This is a genomic window from Streptomyces sp. NPDC057302 (assembly GCF_042667685.1).
Lineage (GTDB): Bacteria > Actinomycetota > Actinomycetes > Streptomycetales > Streptomycetaceae > Streptomyces.
The window spans coordinates 21,320-37,727 of sequence record NZ_JBHUZJ010000040.1; the positions used below are offsets into that span (position 1 = coordinate 21,320).

Annotated in this window: 12 protein-coding genes; 7 read left to right on the top strand and 5 right to left on the bottom strand. The window is 69.7% G+C overall.

The features are described 5' to 3' along the window. Positions 1-35 precede the first annotated feature (35 nt). Entirely contained in the window at positions 36-713 is a 678-nt protein-coding gene (locus ACFUPX_RS25665; RefSeq protein ID WP_383327090.1) for an HAD family hydrolase, read from the top strand. Here the strand turns inward: ACFUPX_RS25665 and ACFUPX_RS25670 are convergent. Further along, positions 710-1,276: a DJ-1/PfpI family protein gene (locus tag ACFUPX_RS25670; protein ID WP_383327093.1), complete on the bottom strand. Its 567-nt coding sequence runs from the start codon at positions 1,274-1,276 to the stop codon at positions 710-712. The two genes, ACFUPX_RS25665 and ACFUPX_RS25670, sit on opposite strands and share 4 nt — an antisense overlap. 534 nt (positions 1,277-1,810) lie before the next feature. Between ACFUPX_RS25670 and ACFUPX_RS25675 the strand changes: the two genes are divergently transcribed. The 3 genes from ACFUPX_RS25675 (at position 1,811) to ACFUPX_RS25685 (ending at position 10,986) form a co-directional block, all read left to right on the top strand. Further along, complete coding sequence (locus ACFUPX_RS25675; RefSeq protein ID WP_383327096.1) at positions 1,811-6,757, top strand: NAD-glutamate dehydrogenase; 4,947 nt, start codon at positions 1,811-1,813, stop codon at positions 6,755-6,757. Positions 6,758-6,919: 162 nt separating this feature from the next. After that, entirely contained in the window at positions 6,920-9,814 is a 2,895-nt protein-coding gene (locus tag ACFUPX_RS25680; RefSeq protein WP_383327099.1) for a CDP-glycerol glycerophosphotransferase family protein, read from the top strand. Then, complete coding sequence (locus ACFUPX_RS25685) at positions 9,811-10,986, top strand: glycosyltransferase (protein ID WP_383327102.1); 1,176 nt, start codon at positions 9,811-9,813, stop codon at positions 10,984-10,986. The genes ACFUPX_RS25680 and ACFUPX_RS25685 overlap by 4 nt, the downstream gene beginning before the upstream one ends. A gap of 33 nt (positions 10,987-11,019) precedes the next feature. Here ACFUPX_RS25685 and ACFUPX_RS25690 read toward each other — a convergent pair whose 3' ends face one another. Continuing rightward, the gene (locus tag ACFUPX_RS25690) at positions 11,020-11,844 is read right to left on the bottom strand and encodes an ABC transporter ATP-binding protein (RefSeq protein ID WP_383327105.1); all 825 of its coding nucleotides are present in this window, start codon (positions 11,842-11,844) and stop codon (positions 11,020-11,022) included. Further along, positions 11,837-12,760 carry an ABC transporter permease gene (locus tag ACFUPX_RS25695; protein ID WP_383327108.1) on the bottom strand — a complete coding sequence of 308 codons (924 nt, stop codon included), beginning with the start codon at positions 12,758-12,760 and terminating at the stop codon, positions 11,837-11,839. Before ACFUPX_RS25695 ends, ACFUPX_RS25690 begins: the two co-directional genes overlap by 8 nt. Before the next feature lie 153 nt (positions 12,761-12,913). On the opposite strand from ACFUPX_RS25695, the gene ACFUPX_RS25700 reads away from it, so the two are divergent. Further along, complete coding sequence (locus ACFUPX_RS25700) at positions 12,914-13,546, top strand: TetR/AcrR family transcriptional regulator (RefSeq protein WP_383327111.1); 633 nt, start codon at positions 12,914-12,916, stop codon at positions 13,544-13,546. A gap of 37 nt (positions 13,547-13,583) precedes the next feature. On the opposite strand, the gene ACFUPX_RS25705 is transcribed toward ACFUPX_RS25700, so the two are convergent. Then, positions 13,584-13,748: a hypothetical protein gene (locus tag ACFUPX_RS25705; protein WP_383327114.1), complete on the bottom strand. Its 165-nt coding sequence runs from the start codon at positions 13,746-13,748 to the stop codon at positions 13,584-13,586. A 212-nt stretch (positions 13,749-13,960) separates the two neighbouring features. Here ACFUPX_RS25705 and ACFUPX_RS25710 point away from each other — a divergent pair, with 212 nt between their 5' ends. Both ACFUPX_RS25710 and ACFUPX_RS25715 read left to right on the top strand, forming a co-directional pair. Then, complete coding sequence (locus ACFUPX_RS25710) at positions 13,961-15,214, top strand: sensor histidine kinase (protein WP_383327117.1); 1,254 nt, start codon at positions 13,961-13,963, stop codon at positions 15,212-15,214. Continuing rightward, positions 15,202-15,846, top strand: coding sequence for a LuxR C-terminal-related transcriptional regulator (locus tag ACFUPX_RS25715; RefSeq protein ID WP_383327120.1), 645 nt, complete (start codon positions 15,202-15,204; stop codon positions 15,844-15,846). Before ACFUPX_RS25710 ends, ACFUPX_RS25715 begins: the two co-directional genes overlap by 13 nt. Here ACFUPX_RS25715 and ACFUPX_RS25720 read toward each other — a convergent pair. Further along, entirely contained in the window at positions 15,843-16,040 is a 198-nt protein-coding gene (locus ACFUPX_RS25720) for a hypothetical protein (protein WP_383327122.1), read from the bottom strand. The genes ACFUPX_RS25715 and ACFUPX_RS25720 overlap by 4 nt on opposite strands. Positions 16,041-16,408: the final 368 nt, after the last annotated feature.

Here is a 16,408-nt window from a genome sequence, read left to right on the forward strand (position 1 = left end):
CTTTCGCTGTCGGTGGGCGCGGGTACCGTTTCCTCATGGGGAAGCAGCTGCGCGGGGCGCACATCGTGTGGGACTGGAACGGGACACTTCTGCATGACATTCATGCGGTGATCGAGTCGACGAACGCCTCGTTCGCGGAGCTCGGGCTGGATCCGATCACCCTGGAGCGGTATCGCGACCTGTACTGCGTGCCCATCCCGCTGTTCTACGAGCGGCTGATGGGGCGGCTGCCCACGGACGCCGAGTGGCAGGTCATGGACACCGTGTTCCACAAGCACTACTGGGCCCGCGCCGAGACGTGCGGCCTCGCCGACGGCGCCGCCGAGCTGCTCGCCGAGCGGCGGGCGGCCGGGCGTACGCAGTCGTTGCTCTCGCTCGCGCCGCACGAGCACCTCGTGCCGATCGTGCGGCGGCACGGGATCGAGGAGCACTTCGTGCGCATCGACGGGCGCATGGACACCTCGCACGCCGGAAAGGCCGAGCGGATGGTGCGCCACCTCGCGGCCCTCGAGGGTGTCGCGGCGGCCGAGCGTGTCGTCGTCATCGGGGACGCCGTCGACGACGCCGTGGCCGCGGCGCACGTGGGGGCGCGGGCCGTGCTCTACACCGGCGGGTCGCACAGCAGGGCCAGCCTGGAGGCCGTCGGGGTGGAGGTTCCCGTGGTCGACAGCCTCGCCGAGGCCGTGGAGGTGGCCGAGCGGCTTGCCGCCTAGGTCACCGGCGCCTTGGCCCGCAGCACCGTCAGGAACTCCCTCATCCAGCCCGAGTGGTCCGGCCAGGCGCGGGACGAGACCAGCGTTCCGTCGACCACCACCTCCGCGTCCTTGAACGTCGCGCCCGCCGTCTGCATGTCCAGCTCCAGGGCCGGATACGCCGTGACCGTGCGCCCGCTCAGGCCGCCGATCGCCGCCGTCAGGAGCGGGCCGTGGCAGATCTGGGCCACCGGCTTGTCCGCGTCGAAGAAGGACTTGAGGATCTTGCGGAGCTCCGGGTCGTTGCGCAGATACTCCGGGGCCCGGCCGCCCGGAATCACCAGAGCGGCGTACTGACCGGGATCGACTTCGGAGAAGGCGAGGTCGGCGGGCCACGTGTAGCCCGGCTTCTCCGTGTAGGTGTCGAAGCCCGGCTCGAAGTCGTGCACCACGAACCGCAGCGTCTTGCGGGCAGGGGCGGCGATGTGGACGTCGTACCCCTCCTCGCGCAGCCGCTGGAAGGGGTAGAGGACCTCGAGCGACTCCGCAGCGTCGCCGGTCACTATCAGGATCTTGGCTACCATCGGTGCTCGCTCCCCAATCGTGGGCGGACCGCCGTCCGTGGACCGGGCCCGTCCGTCGCGCGCTGACCGTCCGTCCCGCTCAACGTGCATCCGCCCGTCCGGTTTGCCAAGAGGGCCCACCGGTCTGTGGAGGGGGCTCATCGCCGACAGATGGCGCGAAAGTCTCTGTGCAGAGTGTCAAAGTTCCACCCCTGCTTTTGTACACATACGGCTCATGACGACTCCCGGGTGGAGGGCGATAGCCTTGACCCGTGATCAGCGCGATATCCCGCGGGGGCGTGTACGCCCCCGCCCTGCGCCCGGGGAACACGGAGGACATCCGTGCCCGGGGCGTCGCTGACGCTTCTTCGCGGTGCGGCCAGCTCACTATCCCCAGCCATCGGTCAGCGAAACCGCTGAAAATGGCGGATAACCGCCCGCTCATCATTCACCGCGGCATAACGTCGACTTCGACCGGAGACCCCGCGTCGTGGCGTTACGTCGGATCACTTCCTTCTACGTCACGCAACGGCGCGCGACAGGAGTCAGAGGACAATGCAGACCAAGCTGGACGAAGCCAAAGCCGAGCTGCTCACACGGGCGGCCCGGGTAGCTGAGAACAGCCCGGTGGGGGGGCGCCTACCGAACGGGGCACCCACCGGGTCGAAGGGCGAGGAGGCCACACCCGACCAGGACACGGCCCTCACGTTCCTCCAGCGCTACTACCTGCACACCGCGCCAGAAGACCTGGCAGACCGCGACCCGGTCGACGTCTTCGGAGCAGCGTTCTCCCACTTCCGGCTGGCCGAGAACCGCCCGCAGGGCACGGCCAACGTCCGGGTGCACACACCGAGCGTCGAGGAGAACGGCTGGACGTGCAGCCACTCCGTCGTCGAGGTGGTCACCGACGACATGCCCTTCCTGGTCGACTCGGTCACCAATGAGCTCTCGCGGCAGGGGCGCGGCATCCATGTCGTCATCCACCCCCAGGTCGTCGTACGCCGTGACCTGACCGGCAAGCTGCTCGAAATCCTCACCGATCCCGGCACCGAGCGTCCGCACGACGCGGTCACCGAGTCCTGGATCCACGTCGAGATGGACCGCGAGACCGACCGCGCGGACCTGAAGCAGATCAGCGCCGATCTGCTCCGGATCCTCTCCGACGTACGCGAGACCGTCGAGGACTGGGAGAAGATGCGCGACGCCGCGCTGCGCATCGCCGACGAGCTGCCCACCGAGCCGACCGCGAACGACCTCGTCGACCAAGAGGTCGACGAGGCGCGCGAGCTCCTGCGCTGGCTCGCCGACAACCACTTCACCTTCCTCGGCTTCCGTGAGTACGACCTGACGGAAGACGACTCGCTCACCGCGGTGCCCGGCACCGGCCTCGGCATCCTGCGCGCCGACCCGCAGCACGACGGGGAGGAGGACCATCCGGTCAGCCCCTCCTTCAGCCGGCTGCCCGCCGACGCGCGCGCCAAGGCCCGCGAGCACAAGCTGCTCGTCCTGACCAAGGCCAACAGCCGCGCCACCGTCCACCGGCCCAGCTACCTCGACTACGTCGGCGTGAAGAAGTTCGACGCCGAGGGCAACGTCGTCGGCGAGCGGCGCTTCCTCGGGCTCTTCTCGTCCGCCGCGTACACCGAGTCCGTGCGCCGCGTGCCGGTCATCCGCCGCAAGGTCCAGGAAGTCCTCAAGGGCGCGGGCTTCTCGCCCAACAGCCACGACGGCCGCGACCTGCTCCAGATCCTGGAGACCTACCCGCGCGACGAGCTCTTCCAGACCCCGCCCGACGAGCTGCGCTCCATCGTCACGTCCGTGCTCTACCTCCAGGAGCGCCGCAGGCTGCGGCTCTACCTGCGCAAGGACGAGTACGGCCGCTACTACTCGGCCCTCGTCTACCTGCCGCGCGACCGCTACACCACCGGCGTCCGGCTGCGGATCATCGACATCCTCAAGGAGGAGCTCGGCGGCGACAGCGTCGACTTCACCGCCTGGAACACGGAGTCGATCCTCTCCCGGCTGCACTTCGTGGTCCGCGTCGCGCCGGGCGGCGGGCTCCCGCAGCTCACCGACGCCGACACCGACCGCATCGAGGCGCGGCTCGTCGAGGCCGCCCGCTCCTGGGCCGACGGCTTCGGCGAGGCGCTGACCGCCGAGTGCGGCGAGGAGCGCGCCGCCGAGCTGCTCCGCCGCTACTCGGGCGCCTTCCCCGAGGGCTACAAGGCGGACCACACGCCGCGCGCCGCCGTCGCCGACCTCCAGCACCTGGAGCAGCTCAAGCACGGGCGCGAGGACTTCGCGCTCAGCCTGTACGAGCCGGTGGGCGCCGCTCCCGGCGAGCGCCGCTTCAAGATCTACCGCTCCGGCGGCCAGGTCTCGCTCTCCGCCGTCCTGCCGGTGCTCCAGCGCCTGGGCGTCGAAGTCACCGACGAGCGGCCCTACGAGCTGCGCTGCACGGACCGTACGAACGCGTGGATCTACGACTTCGGGCTGCGCATGCCCAAGTCGCAGAACGGCAACGGCGACTATCTCGGCGACGACGGCCGCGAGCGCTTCCAGGAGGCCTTCTCCGCCGCCTGGACGGGCGAGGCCGAGGTCGACGGCTTCAACTCCCTCGTCCTGCGGGCCGGGCTCAACTGGCGCCAGGCGATGGTCCTTCGGGCCTACGCCAAGTACCTGCGCCAGGCGGGCTCCACCTTCAGCCAGGACTACATGGAGGACACCCTCCTCAACAACGTCCACACCACCCGGCTGCTCGTCTCGCTCTTCGAGGCGCGGATGTCCCCGGACCGCCAGCGCGCCGGGACCGAGCTGACCGACGGCCTCCTCGAAGAGCTGGACGGCGCGCTCGACCAGGTCGCGTCGCTCGACGAGGACCGCATCCTGCGGGCCTTCCTCACCCTCATCAAGGCGACCCTGCGCACGAACTTCTTCCAGGAGGCGGAGGGCGGCAGGCCGCACAACTACGTCTCCATGAAGTTCGACCCGCAGGCCATTCCCGACCTCCCCGCGCCGCGTCCCGCCTTCGAGATCTGGGTGTACTCGCCGCGCGTCGAGGGCGTGCACCTGCGCTTCGGCAAGGTCGCCCGCGGTGGCCTTCGCTGGTCCGACCGGCGTGAGGACTTCCGTACCGAGATCCTCGGTCTGGTCAAGGCGCAGATGGTGAAGAACACCGTCATCGTGCCGGTCGGCGCCAAGGGCGGCTTCGTCGCCAAGCAGCTGCCCGACCCGTCCGTGGACCGCGACGCGTGGCTGGCCGAGGGCGTGGCCTGCTACAAGACGTTCATCTCGGCGCTGCTCGACATCACCGACAACCTGGTCGCGGGCGAGGTCGTGCCGCCGGCCGACGTCGTGCGCCACGACGAGGACGACACGTACCTCGTGGTCGCGGCCGACAAGGGCACGGCGACGTTCTCCGACATCGCGAACGAGGTCGCCCAGTCCTACAACTTCTGGCTCGGTGACGCCTTCGCCTCCGGCGGTTCCGCCGGTTACGACCACAAGGGCATGGGCATCACCGCCCGCGGTGCCTGGGAGTCCGTCAAGCGGCACTTCCGGGAGCTGGGCACCGACACCCAGACCGAGGACTTCACGGTCGTCGGCGTCGGCGACATGTCCGGTGACGTGTTCGGCAACGGCATGCTGCTCTCCGAGCACATCCGCCTGGTGGCCGCCTTCGACCACCGGCACATCGTCATCGACCCCAGGCCGGACGCCGCCACCTCGTACGCCGAGCGGCGCCGCCTCTTCGAGCTGCCGCGCAGCTCCTGGGCGGACTACGACAAGGAGCTGCTCTCCAACGGCGGCGGGATCTTCCCGCGCAGCGCCAAGGCGATCCAGCTGAACGCCCACATCCGCGAGGCCCTCGGCATCGAGACGGGCGTCTCCAAGATGACCCCGGCCGACCTGATGAAGGCGATCCTCCAGGCGCCGGTCGACCTGCTGTGGAACGGCGGCATCGGTACGTACGTGAAGTCGTCCGCCGAGTCGAACAGCGACGTCGGCGACAAGGCGAACGACGCCATCCGCGTCAACGGCGCCGACCTGCGCGTCAAGGTCGTCGGCGAGGGCGGCAACCTCGGTCTGACCCAGCTGGGCCGCATCGAGTTCGCGCGCGCCGGTGGCCACATCAACACCGACGCCATCGACAACAGCGCGGGCGTGGACACCTCCGACCACGAGGTGAACATCAAGATCCTGCTCAACGCGGTCGTCGCCAACGGCGACATGACCGTCAAGCAGCGCAACAAGTTCCTCGCCGCGATGACGGACGAGGTCGGGACCCTGGTCCTGCGCAACAACTACGCGCAGAACACCGCGCTGTCGAACGCGGTCGCCCAGTCCCCGTCCCTGCTCCACGCCCACCAGCGCTTCATGCGCCGCCTGGGCCGCGACGGCCACCTGAACCGGGAGCTGGAGTTCCTGCCGACCGACCGGCAGATCCGTGAGCTCCTGAACTCCGGGCGCGGGCTCAGCCAGCCCGAGCTCGCCGTGCTCCTCGCGTACACGAAGATCACGGCGGCCGACGAGCTGATCCAGACCACGCTCCCGGACGACGACTACCTGCGCGGGCTGCTGCACGCGTACTTCCCCCAGGCCCTGCGGGAGAAGTTCCCCGAGCAGGTCGACGGGCACGCGCTGCGCCGCGAGATCATCACCACGGTCCTGGTCAACGACACGGTGAACACGGGTGGTTCGACCTTCCTGCACCGTCTGCGCGAGGAGACGGGAGCCTCGCTGGAGGAGATCGTGCGGGCGCAGCTCGCGGCCCGTGAGATCTTCGGTCTGAGCAAGGTCTGGGACGTGGTCGAGGCCCTCGACAACGTGGTGGCGGCCGACGTCCAGACGCGCGTGCGGCTGCACTCGCGCCGCCTGGTCGAGCGCGGCACGCGCTGGCTGCTCAACAACCGGCCGCAGCCGCTCCAGCTCGCCGAGACCATCGACTTCTTCCGTGAGGGCGTCGCCGAGGTCTGGGTCGAGCTGCCGAAGCTGCTGCGCGGCTCCGACCAGGAGTGGTACCAGAGCATCCGCGACGAGCTGACGGGCGTGGGCGTCCCCGACGAACTCGCCCAGCGCGTCGCCGGGTTCTCCTCGGCCTTCCCGGCGCTCGACATCGTGGCGATCGCCGACCGCATGGACAAGGAGCCGATGGCCGTCGCCGAGGTCTACTACGACCTCGCGGACCGGCTGCGGATCACCCAGCTCATGGACCGCATCATCGAGCTGCCGCGGGCCGACCGCTGGCAGTCGATGGCGCGTGCGTCGATCCGCGAGGACCTGTACGCGGCGCATGCCGCCCTGACGGCCGACGTGCTCGCCGCCGGGAACGGCGAGGACACTCCCGAGCAGCGCTTCAAGGCCTGGGAGGAGAAGAACGCGGCGATCCTGAGCCGGTCGCGGTCGACCCTGGACGAGATCCAGAGCTCGGACGCGTTCGACCTGGCGAACCTGTCGGTCGCCATGCGGACGATGAGGACGCTGCTGCGCACGCACTCGTAGTCCCTCGGCATCTGACGTACGTCGATGGGGGCGCCCCGGGCCTGACGGCTCGGGGCGCCCCTTTCGCGTATCCGGACTAGGCCGAACACACCCCCCTGAAGAGCGCCAATCGGGCATTAGCGATAATTAGTAGGATGAGCTGGCATCTGACTGGAGGGACGCATGGGAGCGATAGGTGAGCGGGGGACGCCGGAGGCGAGACCCGATGTGTCCGTAGTGGTGATCGTCTACAACGACGCCGAGCGGCTGCCGACCGCCGTCAGGTCGGTGCTCGACCAGACGCTGCACGGAGTCGAGGTCGTCATCGTCGACGACTGCAGCACGGACGACTCGTACGAGACGGCGCAGCTCCTCGCCGCCGAGCACCCCGAACGGGTGCGGGCCTACCAGCTGCCGGAGAACAGCGGCGCGGGCGGCGAACCCCGCAACGTGGGCATCGGACACACCGTCGGCCGCCACGTCATGTTCCTCGACAGCGACGACGTCCTGGAGCGCAACGCCTGCCGCAACCTCCTCGAAGCCGCCGAGCGCGACGGCTCCGACATCGTCTCCGGGCTCTGTGTACGGCTGTCCATGGACACCCGCAACAAGAAGCGCGACCAGTGGTACCCCTGGCTCTACGCCACCACCCGCACCCTGGACTCCGTCACCGAGCTGCCCGACCTGTTCGTCTGGGACACCCTCTCCACGAACAAGCTCTACCGCCGTGACTTCCTCGTCGAGAACGCCCTGCGCTTCCCCAAGGGCATGTTCTACGAGGACCTGATGTTCATCGCCGAGGCCTACCTCGCCGCCGGGCGCATCACCCTCATCCCCAACCAGGTCTACTTCTGGCACGTCCACGAGCGCGCCGCCGACGCCGCGAAGTCCGTGACCAACCGCCGTCACGAGATGACCAACTTCCAGCACCGCCTCGAAATCCACCAGCGGATCGACGCGCTGCTCGCCGAGCGCGGCCTCGACGAGCTGCGGCTCGCCAAGGACGTCAAGTTCCTCAAGCACGACCTGGTGCTCCACCTGCGCGACCTGCCGTTCCGCGACGACGCCTACCGGCAGGAGTTCGCGGACCTCGCCCGCGGCTATCTGGCCGGGCTCGACCGCGCCGCGTACGGCGAGGTACAGCCCATTCAGGCCATCTGCGGCTACCTCCTTGAGCAGGGCGACTGGGAGAACCTGCTGCCGGCCGTCGACACCCTCACCAACCGCGACAAGATCTCCTCGCCGCTGGCCGAGCGGGACGGCCGCGTGTACTGGTGCGCCGAGCACCTCGACGACCCGTTCGGCCGCCAGGTCCTGGACGTCACCGCGCTCGGCTATCACAGCAAGCGCTTCGACCAGATGTTCCTGCGCAACGTCCTGACGGAGTACGAGGAGCAGGCGGGGACCGTCCGCATGGCGGGCCGCATCACCAACCCGCTCGGCGTCGTCACCCCGGACGCCGTGCTCACCGCCGAGCTGGAGTTCAGTGCGCGCCGCCGCAGCCTCCAGTCGTTCCGCTTCCCGGTCTCCGCCGTGCGCTACGACGGCGAGGACATCGTCTGGGAAGCCTCCGCCGACCTCGCGCGAAGGCTGCGGCCGCTGGGGATCGTCGACGCGGTGTGGGACGTACGCCTCCATCTCACCGCCGACGGCGTGCGCACCAGGACGCGGCTCACCGCCTGCACTCCCGGGCTCGCCAAGGGGCTGCTTCCGGTGCGGCCGAGGCTGACCCGGCTCGTCGCCGACCATCTGGCGCCCGAGGTCTCGCAGCGCGGGCACCTCGCGTTCCGCCTCATCACGCGGGACGCGGCGGGCGGGCGGATCCAGGGCCTGGTGGCGCGCGGCACGCAGGGTGTGCCGGGGCGGCTCGCCAAGTCCGGCTTCCGCAGGGCGAAGAAGCTGCGGGGGGACCTCACCTCCGGGCAGAGCAAGCTGCGCGTGTACGACGAGGTGTTCAGCCGCCTTCCGGTGAAGAAGGGCACGGTCGTCTTCGAGAGCCACCTGGGCAAGCAGTACAGCGACAGCCCCCGGGCGATCTACGAGGAGATGCGGCGCCAGGGGCTCGACTTCGACGCCGTGTGGTCCTACGCCGGGAGCCCCGAGGGCTTCCCCGAGGACGCGACGCTGGTGCGGCGCTGGTCGCTGCCCTACCTGAGGGCGCTCGCGCAGGCCGAGTTCTGGGTCGACAACCAGAGCTACCCGCTCAAGCTCACCAAGCGCCCCGAGACCACGTACATCCAGACCTGGCACGGCTCGGCGCTCAAGCGCATGGGCTTCGACGAGCCCGCCTGGAAGCTGCGCGGCACGTCCCGGCAGGACGAGCAGCAGCGGGTGCTCGACCGCTTCGACCGCTTCCTGATCCGCTCCGAGCACGATGTGCGCACCCTGGCCAAGGCCCTGCGCCTGAAGGAGAAGGTGCTGCTGCGGGTCGGCTATCCGCGCAACGACGCGCTGGTGCGCTCCAAGCGGGCCGAGGATACGAGCGGTGTACGCGAACGCGGGCCGCTGGCAGCGGAGTTGGGCATCCCCGAGGACAAGCGGGTGCTGCTGTACGCGCCGACCTTCCGCCGGCACGGCGGACGGCACGGACGCTTTGAACTGCCCTTCGACGTCGAGCGGTTCGCCGAGGAGTTCGGCGACCGGTACGTACTGCTCGTGCGCTCGCACTACCTCAACCACGTGGTGCTTCCGCCGTCCGTGCGCGGCCGCGTCATCGACGTCTCCGCACACCACGACGTCACCCCGCTCTACCAGCTCGCCGACGCGATGATCACCGACTACTCGTCCGTGATGTTCGACTACGCGCTCCTGGACCGGCCGATGCTGTTCTTCACGTACGACTACGAGGAGTACGTCCACGAAGGGCGCGGAACCTACTTCGACCTGCGGGAACGGGCTCCCGGGCCGGTGGTCGACACCGAGGACGAGCTGTTCGGGGCGCTGAAGGCGCTGGACGAGCAGGCCCTCGAGTACGGGGACGCGCGGGCGCGGTTCGTGGCCGAGTTCGGTGAGTACGACAAGGGCGACGCGGCCAAGAGCGTCGTCGAGCAGTTCTTCTCGCACTGGAGCGGCAAGTGAGTCAGACAGCGGAGATTCGGACGGCGCAGCGGACCCGGGACATATTCTTCGTCTCCAACAGCGTCAACGAGCTGGGCGGGATCACCAGTTGGTCCCACCAGATGGCCCGCCTCTTCGTCGAGCGCGGCCATCGCGTGCACGTCATCGGCATCACGGATCCCGGCGTCCCGCAGGACGTGGGCACGGATCTGCCGTACCCCACCACGACGCTGTACGACGAGCATCCGCCGCGCGTCGGCCCGGCGCGCGGCATCAAGGGGCGGCTCAACGTCGCCGAGCACCGGCTGCGCACCCGGCGCGCGCAGGGCATGCACGAGCAGGCCGCCAAGCTGACCGCGCTCTTCGCGAAGGCCGGGCCCGGCGCCGTCGTCATCGTGACGCAGGTGTGGGCGATGGAGTGGGTCGAACTCGCCGACACCAGCGGCCTGTTGGTCATCGGCATGAGCCACGAGTCGTACGCCTACTCGCGGGCCTCCTCGCGCGGCGGGCGCGTGCGCAAGCACTACAAGGACGTCGACCGGATGCTCGCGCTGACCCGCGAGGACGCCGACCTGTGGATCAGGCAGGGCCTGGACAACGCGTCCTTCATGCCGAACCCGCTGCCGTTCATGCCCGAAGTGCCCTCGCGGCGCACGGAGAAGATCGTCACCAGCATCGGCCGCCTGCACGACCAGAAGGGCATCGACATGCTCCTCGACACCTGGGCGGAGGTCGCGCCGCTGCACCCGGACTGGACGCTGCGGATCTACGGCTCCGGCGAGGACGAGGAGATGCTCAAGAAGCAGTGCACGTCCCTGGGGCTCGACGGCTCCGTGGAGTGGATGGGGCGCACCAGCGACGTGCCGGGCGCGCTGCGGGGCGGGTCGGTGTTCGTGCAGTCGTCGCGGGGCGAGGGTTTCCCGCTGGCGCTGATGGAGGCGATGGCCACCGCCGTGCCGTGCGCGGCCTTCGACTGCGCGCCCGGCGTGCACGAGATCGTCCAGGACGGTGTGGACGGGCTGCTCGCACGCCTGGGCAACACGGGTGAACTGGCGCGCAGGCTCGACACGTTGATGTCCGACAAGGAGCTGCGGGACCGGATGGGGGAGCTGGCCAGGGTGAACATCCAGCGCTACACGACGGATGAAGTCGTGCGGCGCTGGGAGGAGTTGTTCGCGTTCCTGGAGCGGTGAGCCGGCCGGGGCGCTGAGGGCCTGCCGAGGGCCCTACTTCTTGCCGCCCGTGAAGCGCTCGTACTCCTTCAGTACGTCCTCCGTCGGGCCGTCCAGGCGCAGCTCGCCGTGCTCCAGCCAGAGCACGCGCTCGCAGGTGTCGCGGATCGACTTGTTGTTGTGGCTGACCAGGAAGACCGTGCCCGCGCGCTTGCGCAGCTCGCGGATGCGGGCCTCCGAGCGCTTCTGGAAGGAGCGGTCGCCGGTCGCCAGGGCCTCGTCGATGAGCAGGACGTCGTGGTCCTTGGCGGAGCCGATGGAGAAGCGCAGGCGGGCCGCCATGCCGGAGGAGTACGTACGCATCGGGAGGGTGATGAAGTCGCCCTTCTCGTTGATGCCGGAGAAGTCGACGATGTCCTGGTAGCGCTCCTGGACCTGCTCGCGGCTCATGCCCATCGCGAGGCCGCCGAGGCGGACGTTGCGCTCGCCGGTCAGGTCGTTCATCAGGGCCGCGTTCACGCCCAGGAGGGAGGGCTGGCCGTCGGTGAAGATGCGGCCGTTCTCCACGGGCAGGAGCCCCGCGACCGCCTTCAGGAGGGTCGACTTGCCCGAGCCGTTCGTGCCGATCAGGCCGATGGCCTCGCCCTTGTGGGCGGTGAAGGAGACCCCTCTGACGGCGTGCACCTTGCGTACGCCGGACTCCTCGCCCTTGCCGCGCTTGAGGATGCGGCCCAGGGCGGCGGTCGCGCTGCCCCGGCCGGAGGGGGATCCGGCGCCGTGCACGCGGTAGACGATGTCGACCTGGTCGGCGATGACGGTCGGGGCGGGCCCGTAGGTGGGGGGATGCGTCTTTTCCAGGGTTGCGGTTTTCTCAGCCACGGCCGTACGTCTCCTCTGCCTTCCAGAAGTAGATGAACCCGCCGACTCCGGCGAGCAGCGCCCAGCCGAGCGCCCACGCCCAGACGTGGTGCGGGAGCTGGCCCTTGTCGAAGCTGTCGATCAGGGCGAAGCGCATCAGGTCGATGTAGATGGCGGCCGGATTGCACTCCAGGAGGAGCTTCAGGACGTGCGGGAGGTGCTGGTCCTTCAGGACCGCGTCGATGCTCCACATCACCCCGGACACGTACATCCACGTACGCAGCACGAACGGCATCAGCTGGGCGATGTCCGGCGTCCTGCTGCCCAGGCGGGCCATCACCAGGGCCAGGCCCGTGTTGAACGTGAACTGCAGGATCAGGATCGGGATCACCAGGAGCCAGGACATGGCAGGCGGGACGCCGAAGCAGAGCAGGATCACGACCAGCGCGCCCATGGAGAACAGGAGCTGCTGGAGCTGCTGGAGGCTGAAGGAGATCGGAAGCGCGGCCCGTGGGAAGTGCAGGGCGCGCACCAGGCCGAGGTTGCCGGCGATGGCGCGGGTGCCGGCCATCACCGAGCTCTGCGTGAACGTGAAGATGAAGACGCCGGTGACCAGGAACGGTACGTAGTCCGGGACGTCGTGCTTGGTGTTCATCAGGACGCCGAAGATGAAGTAGTACACCGCCGCGTTCAGGAGCGGCGTCATCACCTGCCAGACCTGGCCGAGCTTCGCCTGGCTGTACTGGGCGGTGAGCTTGGCCGTCGCGAAGGCGGTGATGAAGTGGCGTCGCTGCCAGAGCCGGCGGACGTATCCGGAGAGCGTGGGGCGGGCGCCGCTGACCGTCAGGCCGTGCCGGGCCGCGAGCTCGGCGGCGTCGACGGCGGGGGCCGGGGTGCCGTCCGCGGGGCGGGATGGAGCGTCGAGGACCTGACTCACGTCCGCTGCTTTCACTCGGGAGCCATGGAGGAGGACGTCAAAGACGACTTTACGTCGGGACGGGCCCGTATCGTCGTAACGTCGTAGCGACGAGAGTAGGACCATGCGACGTCGGAACGCAACCGTATCGTCGTCACGTTCTATGCTGTCCGTATGACGACGAGCAGGCCAGGAGATGAACAGCAGCGCGATCAGCCGCGCCGCAGGGCGCCCGCGGGGGCCGCGGTGCTCCGTGAGGACGTGACCGACGCCATCAGGGCCGCCGTCTTCGGGGAGCTCGCGGCGGTCGGGTACGCGCGCATGTCCATCGAGGGCATCGCGCGCCGCGCGGGCGTCGGCAAGACCGCCGTCTACCGGCGCTGGCGCTCCAAGCTGCATCTCGTGCTCGACCTGGTGTCGGCGATAGCGGTCCAAGGGCTGCCGATGCCGGACAGCGGGTCCCTGGAGGGCGATCTGCGGCTGCTGTACGAGGTGACGTCACGCGCCCTGCGGCATCCCGTGGCCTCGCAGGTCATCCCCGACCTCCAGGCGGAGGCGGCACGCAACCCGGAGATCGCCGAGGCCCTGCAGAAGGCCTTGCGGGAGGGACAGCACGGGGTGGCGAACGGCATCGTGCGGGCCGCGGTGGCGCGGGGCGAGGTGCGGGACGGGGTCGACGAGGACCTTGCCCTCGACCTGGTGTCGGGGCCGCTCTACTGGCGGTCCGTGGTGGTGCGGGCCGAGCTGCCCAAGGGGTACCTGGGCAGCCTGGCCACGGCTACGGCGGCGGCGCTTCGGGCGTTGTGAGGGGGCTGGGAGCCGCCGAGGGGAGGGAGCGCTGGGGCTAGGCGTGCTTTTCCCGCATCAGGAACAGGGCCACGCCCGAGCCGAGCGTCGCGATGCCCGTGCACACGCTGATCAGGACCTGCTGCACCCCGTCGAAGGCGAAGCTGGTGGAGACGTTGGCGATCAGGGCGATCGCGAGGACGAGCCAGAGCAGGGCCTTCATGGCGGGGCCTTTCCAGTCGGGGGTGTGGTGTGAGGTGGTGTGGGGTGGGGTGCTGGGCGGTGTGGGACTGTCCCGCTGCCTGATCAACTCTGCCGGTGCGGGGGCCGCGTGACGATGGTGTGCTCTCCCGGTCCCGGGGTGTAGCGCGCTACACCATTCCCCGGGGAGCGGACTCGCCCGCGTGTGCGAGTGGGGTCGCATAGCCTCTGACCATGCGGGAGACACTGCGGCGTACGGAACGGGCCCTGGAGCAGCTGGGCGTGGCGGCGTTGCTCTCCCTGGCGTCGTACCTCTTCATCGGGGTCATCCTCCTCACCCTGGTCACCACGCTCATCGTCGTGGGCGCGGGCGTGATGCCCGAGACGGTCCTGATGCTGCGCAGGATGGCGGGCTTCAAGCGGCGCCGCGTCGCCCTGTGGACGGGCAAGGAGGTCTCCGAGGCGTACGTGCCGCTGACCGGCACGCTCACGCAGCGGGTGCGCGCGGGGGTCACGGACCCGGCGACGTACCGCGATCTGCGGTGGCTCGCCCTGCACTTCCTCTACGGCTGGCTGCTGCTGTACGTCGCGCTGCCGGTGTTCATCGTCGGGATGCTGGTCGACGGTGTGTGGTGCGGGCTGCTCGGCCGCCGCGCCGTGGTGCTGCCGCTCGTCGCGCGCATCGCCGACCTGGAGGCGCTGTGGTCGGGGGCGCTGCTCAAGGCGTCGCCCGAGGCGGAGCGGGCCGCGCGGCTCACCGAGCGGGTGGAGGAGCTGACCGTCACGCGGGCCGGCGCCGTCGCCGCGCACGGGGCCGAACTGCGGCGCATCGAGCGGGACTTGCACGACGGGACGCAGGCGCGGCTGGTCTCGATGTCGATGCGGGTGGGGCTCGCCAGGCGCGCGTTCGACAAGGACCCCGAAGCGGCGCGGAAGCTGCTCGCCGATGCGCAGGACCAGGCCGAGGAGGCCCTGACCGAGCTTCGTCACGTCGTACGCGGCATCCATCCGCCGATCCTGACGGACCGGGGGCTTGTGGGGGCGGTGCGGGCGCTTGCCGCGAGCAGTGGGCTGGATGTGGCGGTGCGGGCGGAGGGGGTCGAGGGGGCTGAGGGGCGTGAGGGGCGTGAGGTGCGTGAGGGGCGTGTGGGGGATGTTGTGCGCGCTCCGGCTGCTGTGGAAGCCGCCGCGTACTTTGTCGTCGCGGAGGCGCTTACCAATGCCGCGAAGCACAGTGGTGCGGGGCAGGCCTCGGTGGAACTTGCCCGGGTGGGTGGGGTGTTGAGGATCTCTGTACGGGATGAGGGGCGGGGCGGGGCCGATGCCGCGGGTGGCGGTGGCGGTAGCCGTAGTGGTGGCGGCAGCGGTGGGGGAAGTGGGCTGCTGGGGATGCGGCGGCGGGTGGCCGCGCTGGATGGAACCGTGGAAGTGGTGAGCCCCGTCGGGGGGCCGACCGTGATCGAAGTGGAGCTGCCGTGCGCGTGGTGATCGCCGAGGACAATGCCTTGCTGCGGGAGGGGATGGTGCTGTTGCTGTCCTCCGCCGGGCACGAGGTGGTGGCGGTGGCCGCGAGCGGTCCCGAGGTTCTTCCGGCGCTCCTGGAGCACCGGCCGGACGTCGCCGTCCTGGACGTGCGGATGCCGCCGGGGTTCCGGGACGAGGGGCTGCGGGCCGCGCTCGCGGCGCGGGTGGAGATTCCCGGCCTTCCGGTGCTCGTGCTGTCGCAGTACGTCGAGGAGATGTACGCCGCCGAGTTGTTGGGCGGGGGTGCGAGTGGCGTCGGGTATCTGCTGAAGGACCGGGTGGGGCGGGTCGACGAGTTCCTGGACGCGCTGGAGCGGGTGGCGGGGGGTGGGACCGCGCTGGACCCGGAGGTGGTCACCGAGTTGTTGACGCGGCGGCGCGACGATCCGCTGGACTCGCTGACGCCTCGGGAGCGGGAGGTTCTCCAGCTGATGGCGGAGGGGCGGGACAACGGGACCATCGCTTCTGCGCTGGTGGTCTCCGACCGGGCCGTGAGCAAGCACATCGGGAATGTCTTCGCGAAGCTGGGGCTGCCGCCGAGTGACAGTGGGCATCGGCGGGTGCTGGCTGTGCTGGCCTATCTGAACCGGGGCTAGCTGCTGGGGTTCGGGTTCCGGTTCCGGTTTCGGTTCCGTTCCCGCTTCATGAACAGGGTTATGCCGGAGGCCAGGGCTATGGCGCCGGTGCTTACGCTGACGAGGGCCTGTCGTGTGCTGTCTTCGATGATGAAGCTGGACGAGATGTTGACGACTAGGGCGATGGCGAGCGCGAGCCAGAGCAAGATCTTCATGGGGTCAATTGTGCGGGTGCGTGGGGCGGGGTGCGGTGCGGGGTCGTGCGGTCGTGCGGTGCGGGTCCGGCTGGGGGCGGGGCCGCGCCGGTATGTCCGTCCTCGCCATCGTCCGGTGGCCGTTTTGGTGCTTCGGCTGGGGAGTGAAAGGAACCGTGCTCCGGGCGGAAATACCGGCACGTCCCCTCACGTCTCGATGCCGACCGCGGGTGCGTGGGGGCTTGTCGCCCCTCCGGTCTTCTCGGTGGTGAGTGGCTGGGGGAGGGGGTGGAGAGGGGGGGCGATCGGGGCTGTCCCCCTCCTGCCTTTTCGGTTGCGAGTCGCTGTAGGTATGCGGGTGGGTGGGTGGGGGATATCCGGCGCGGAGC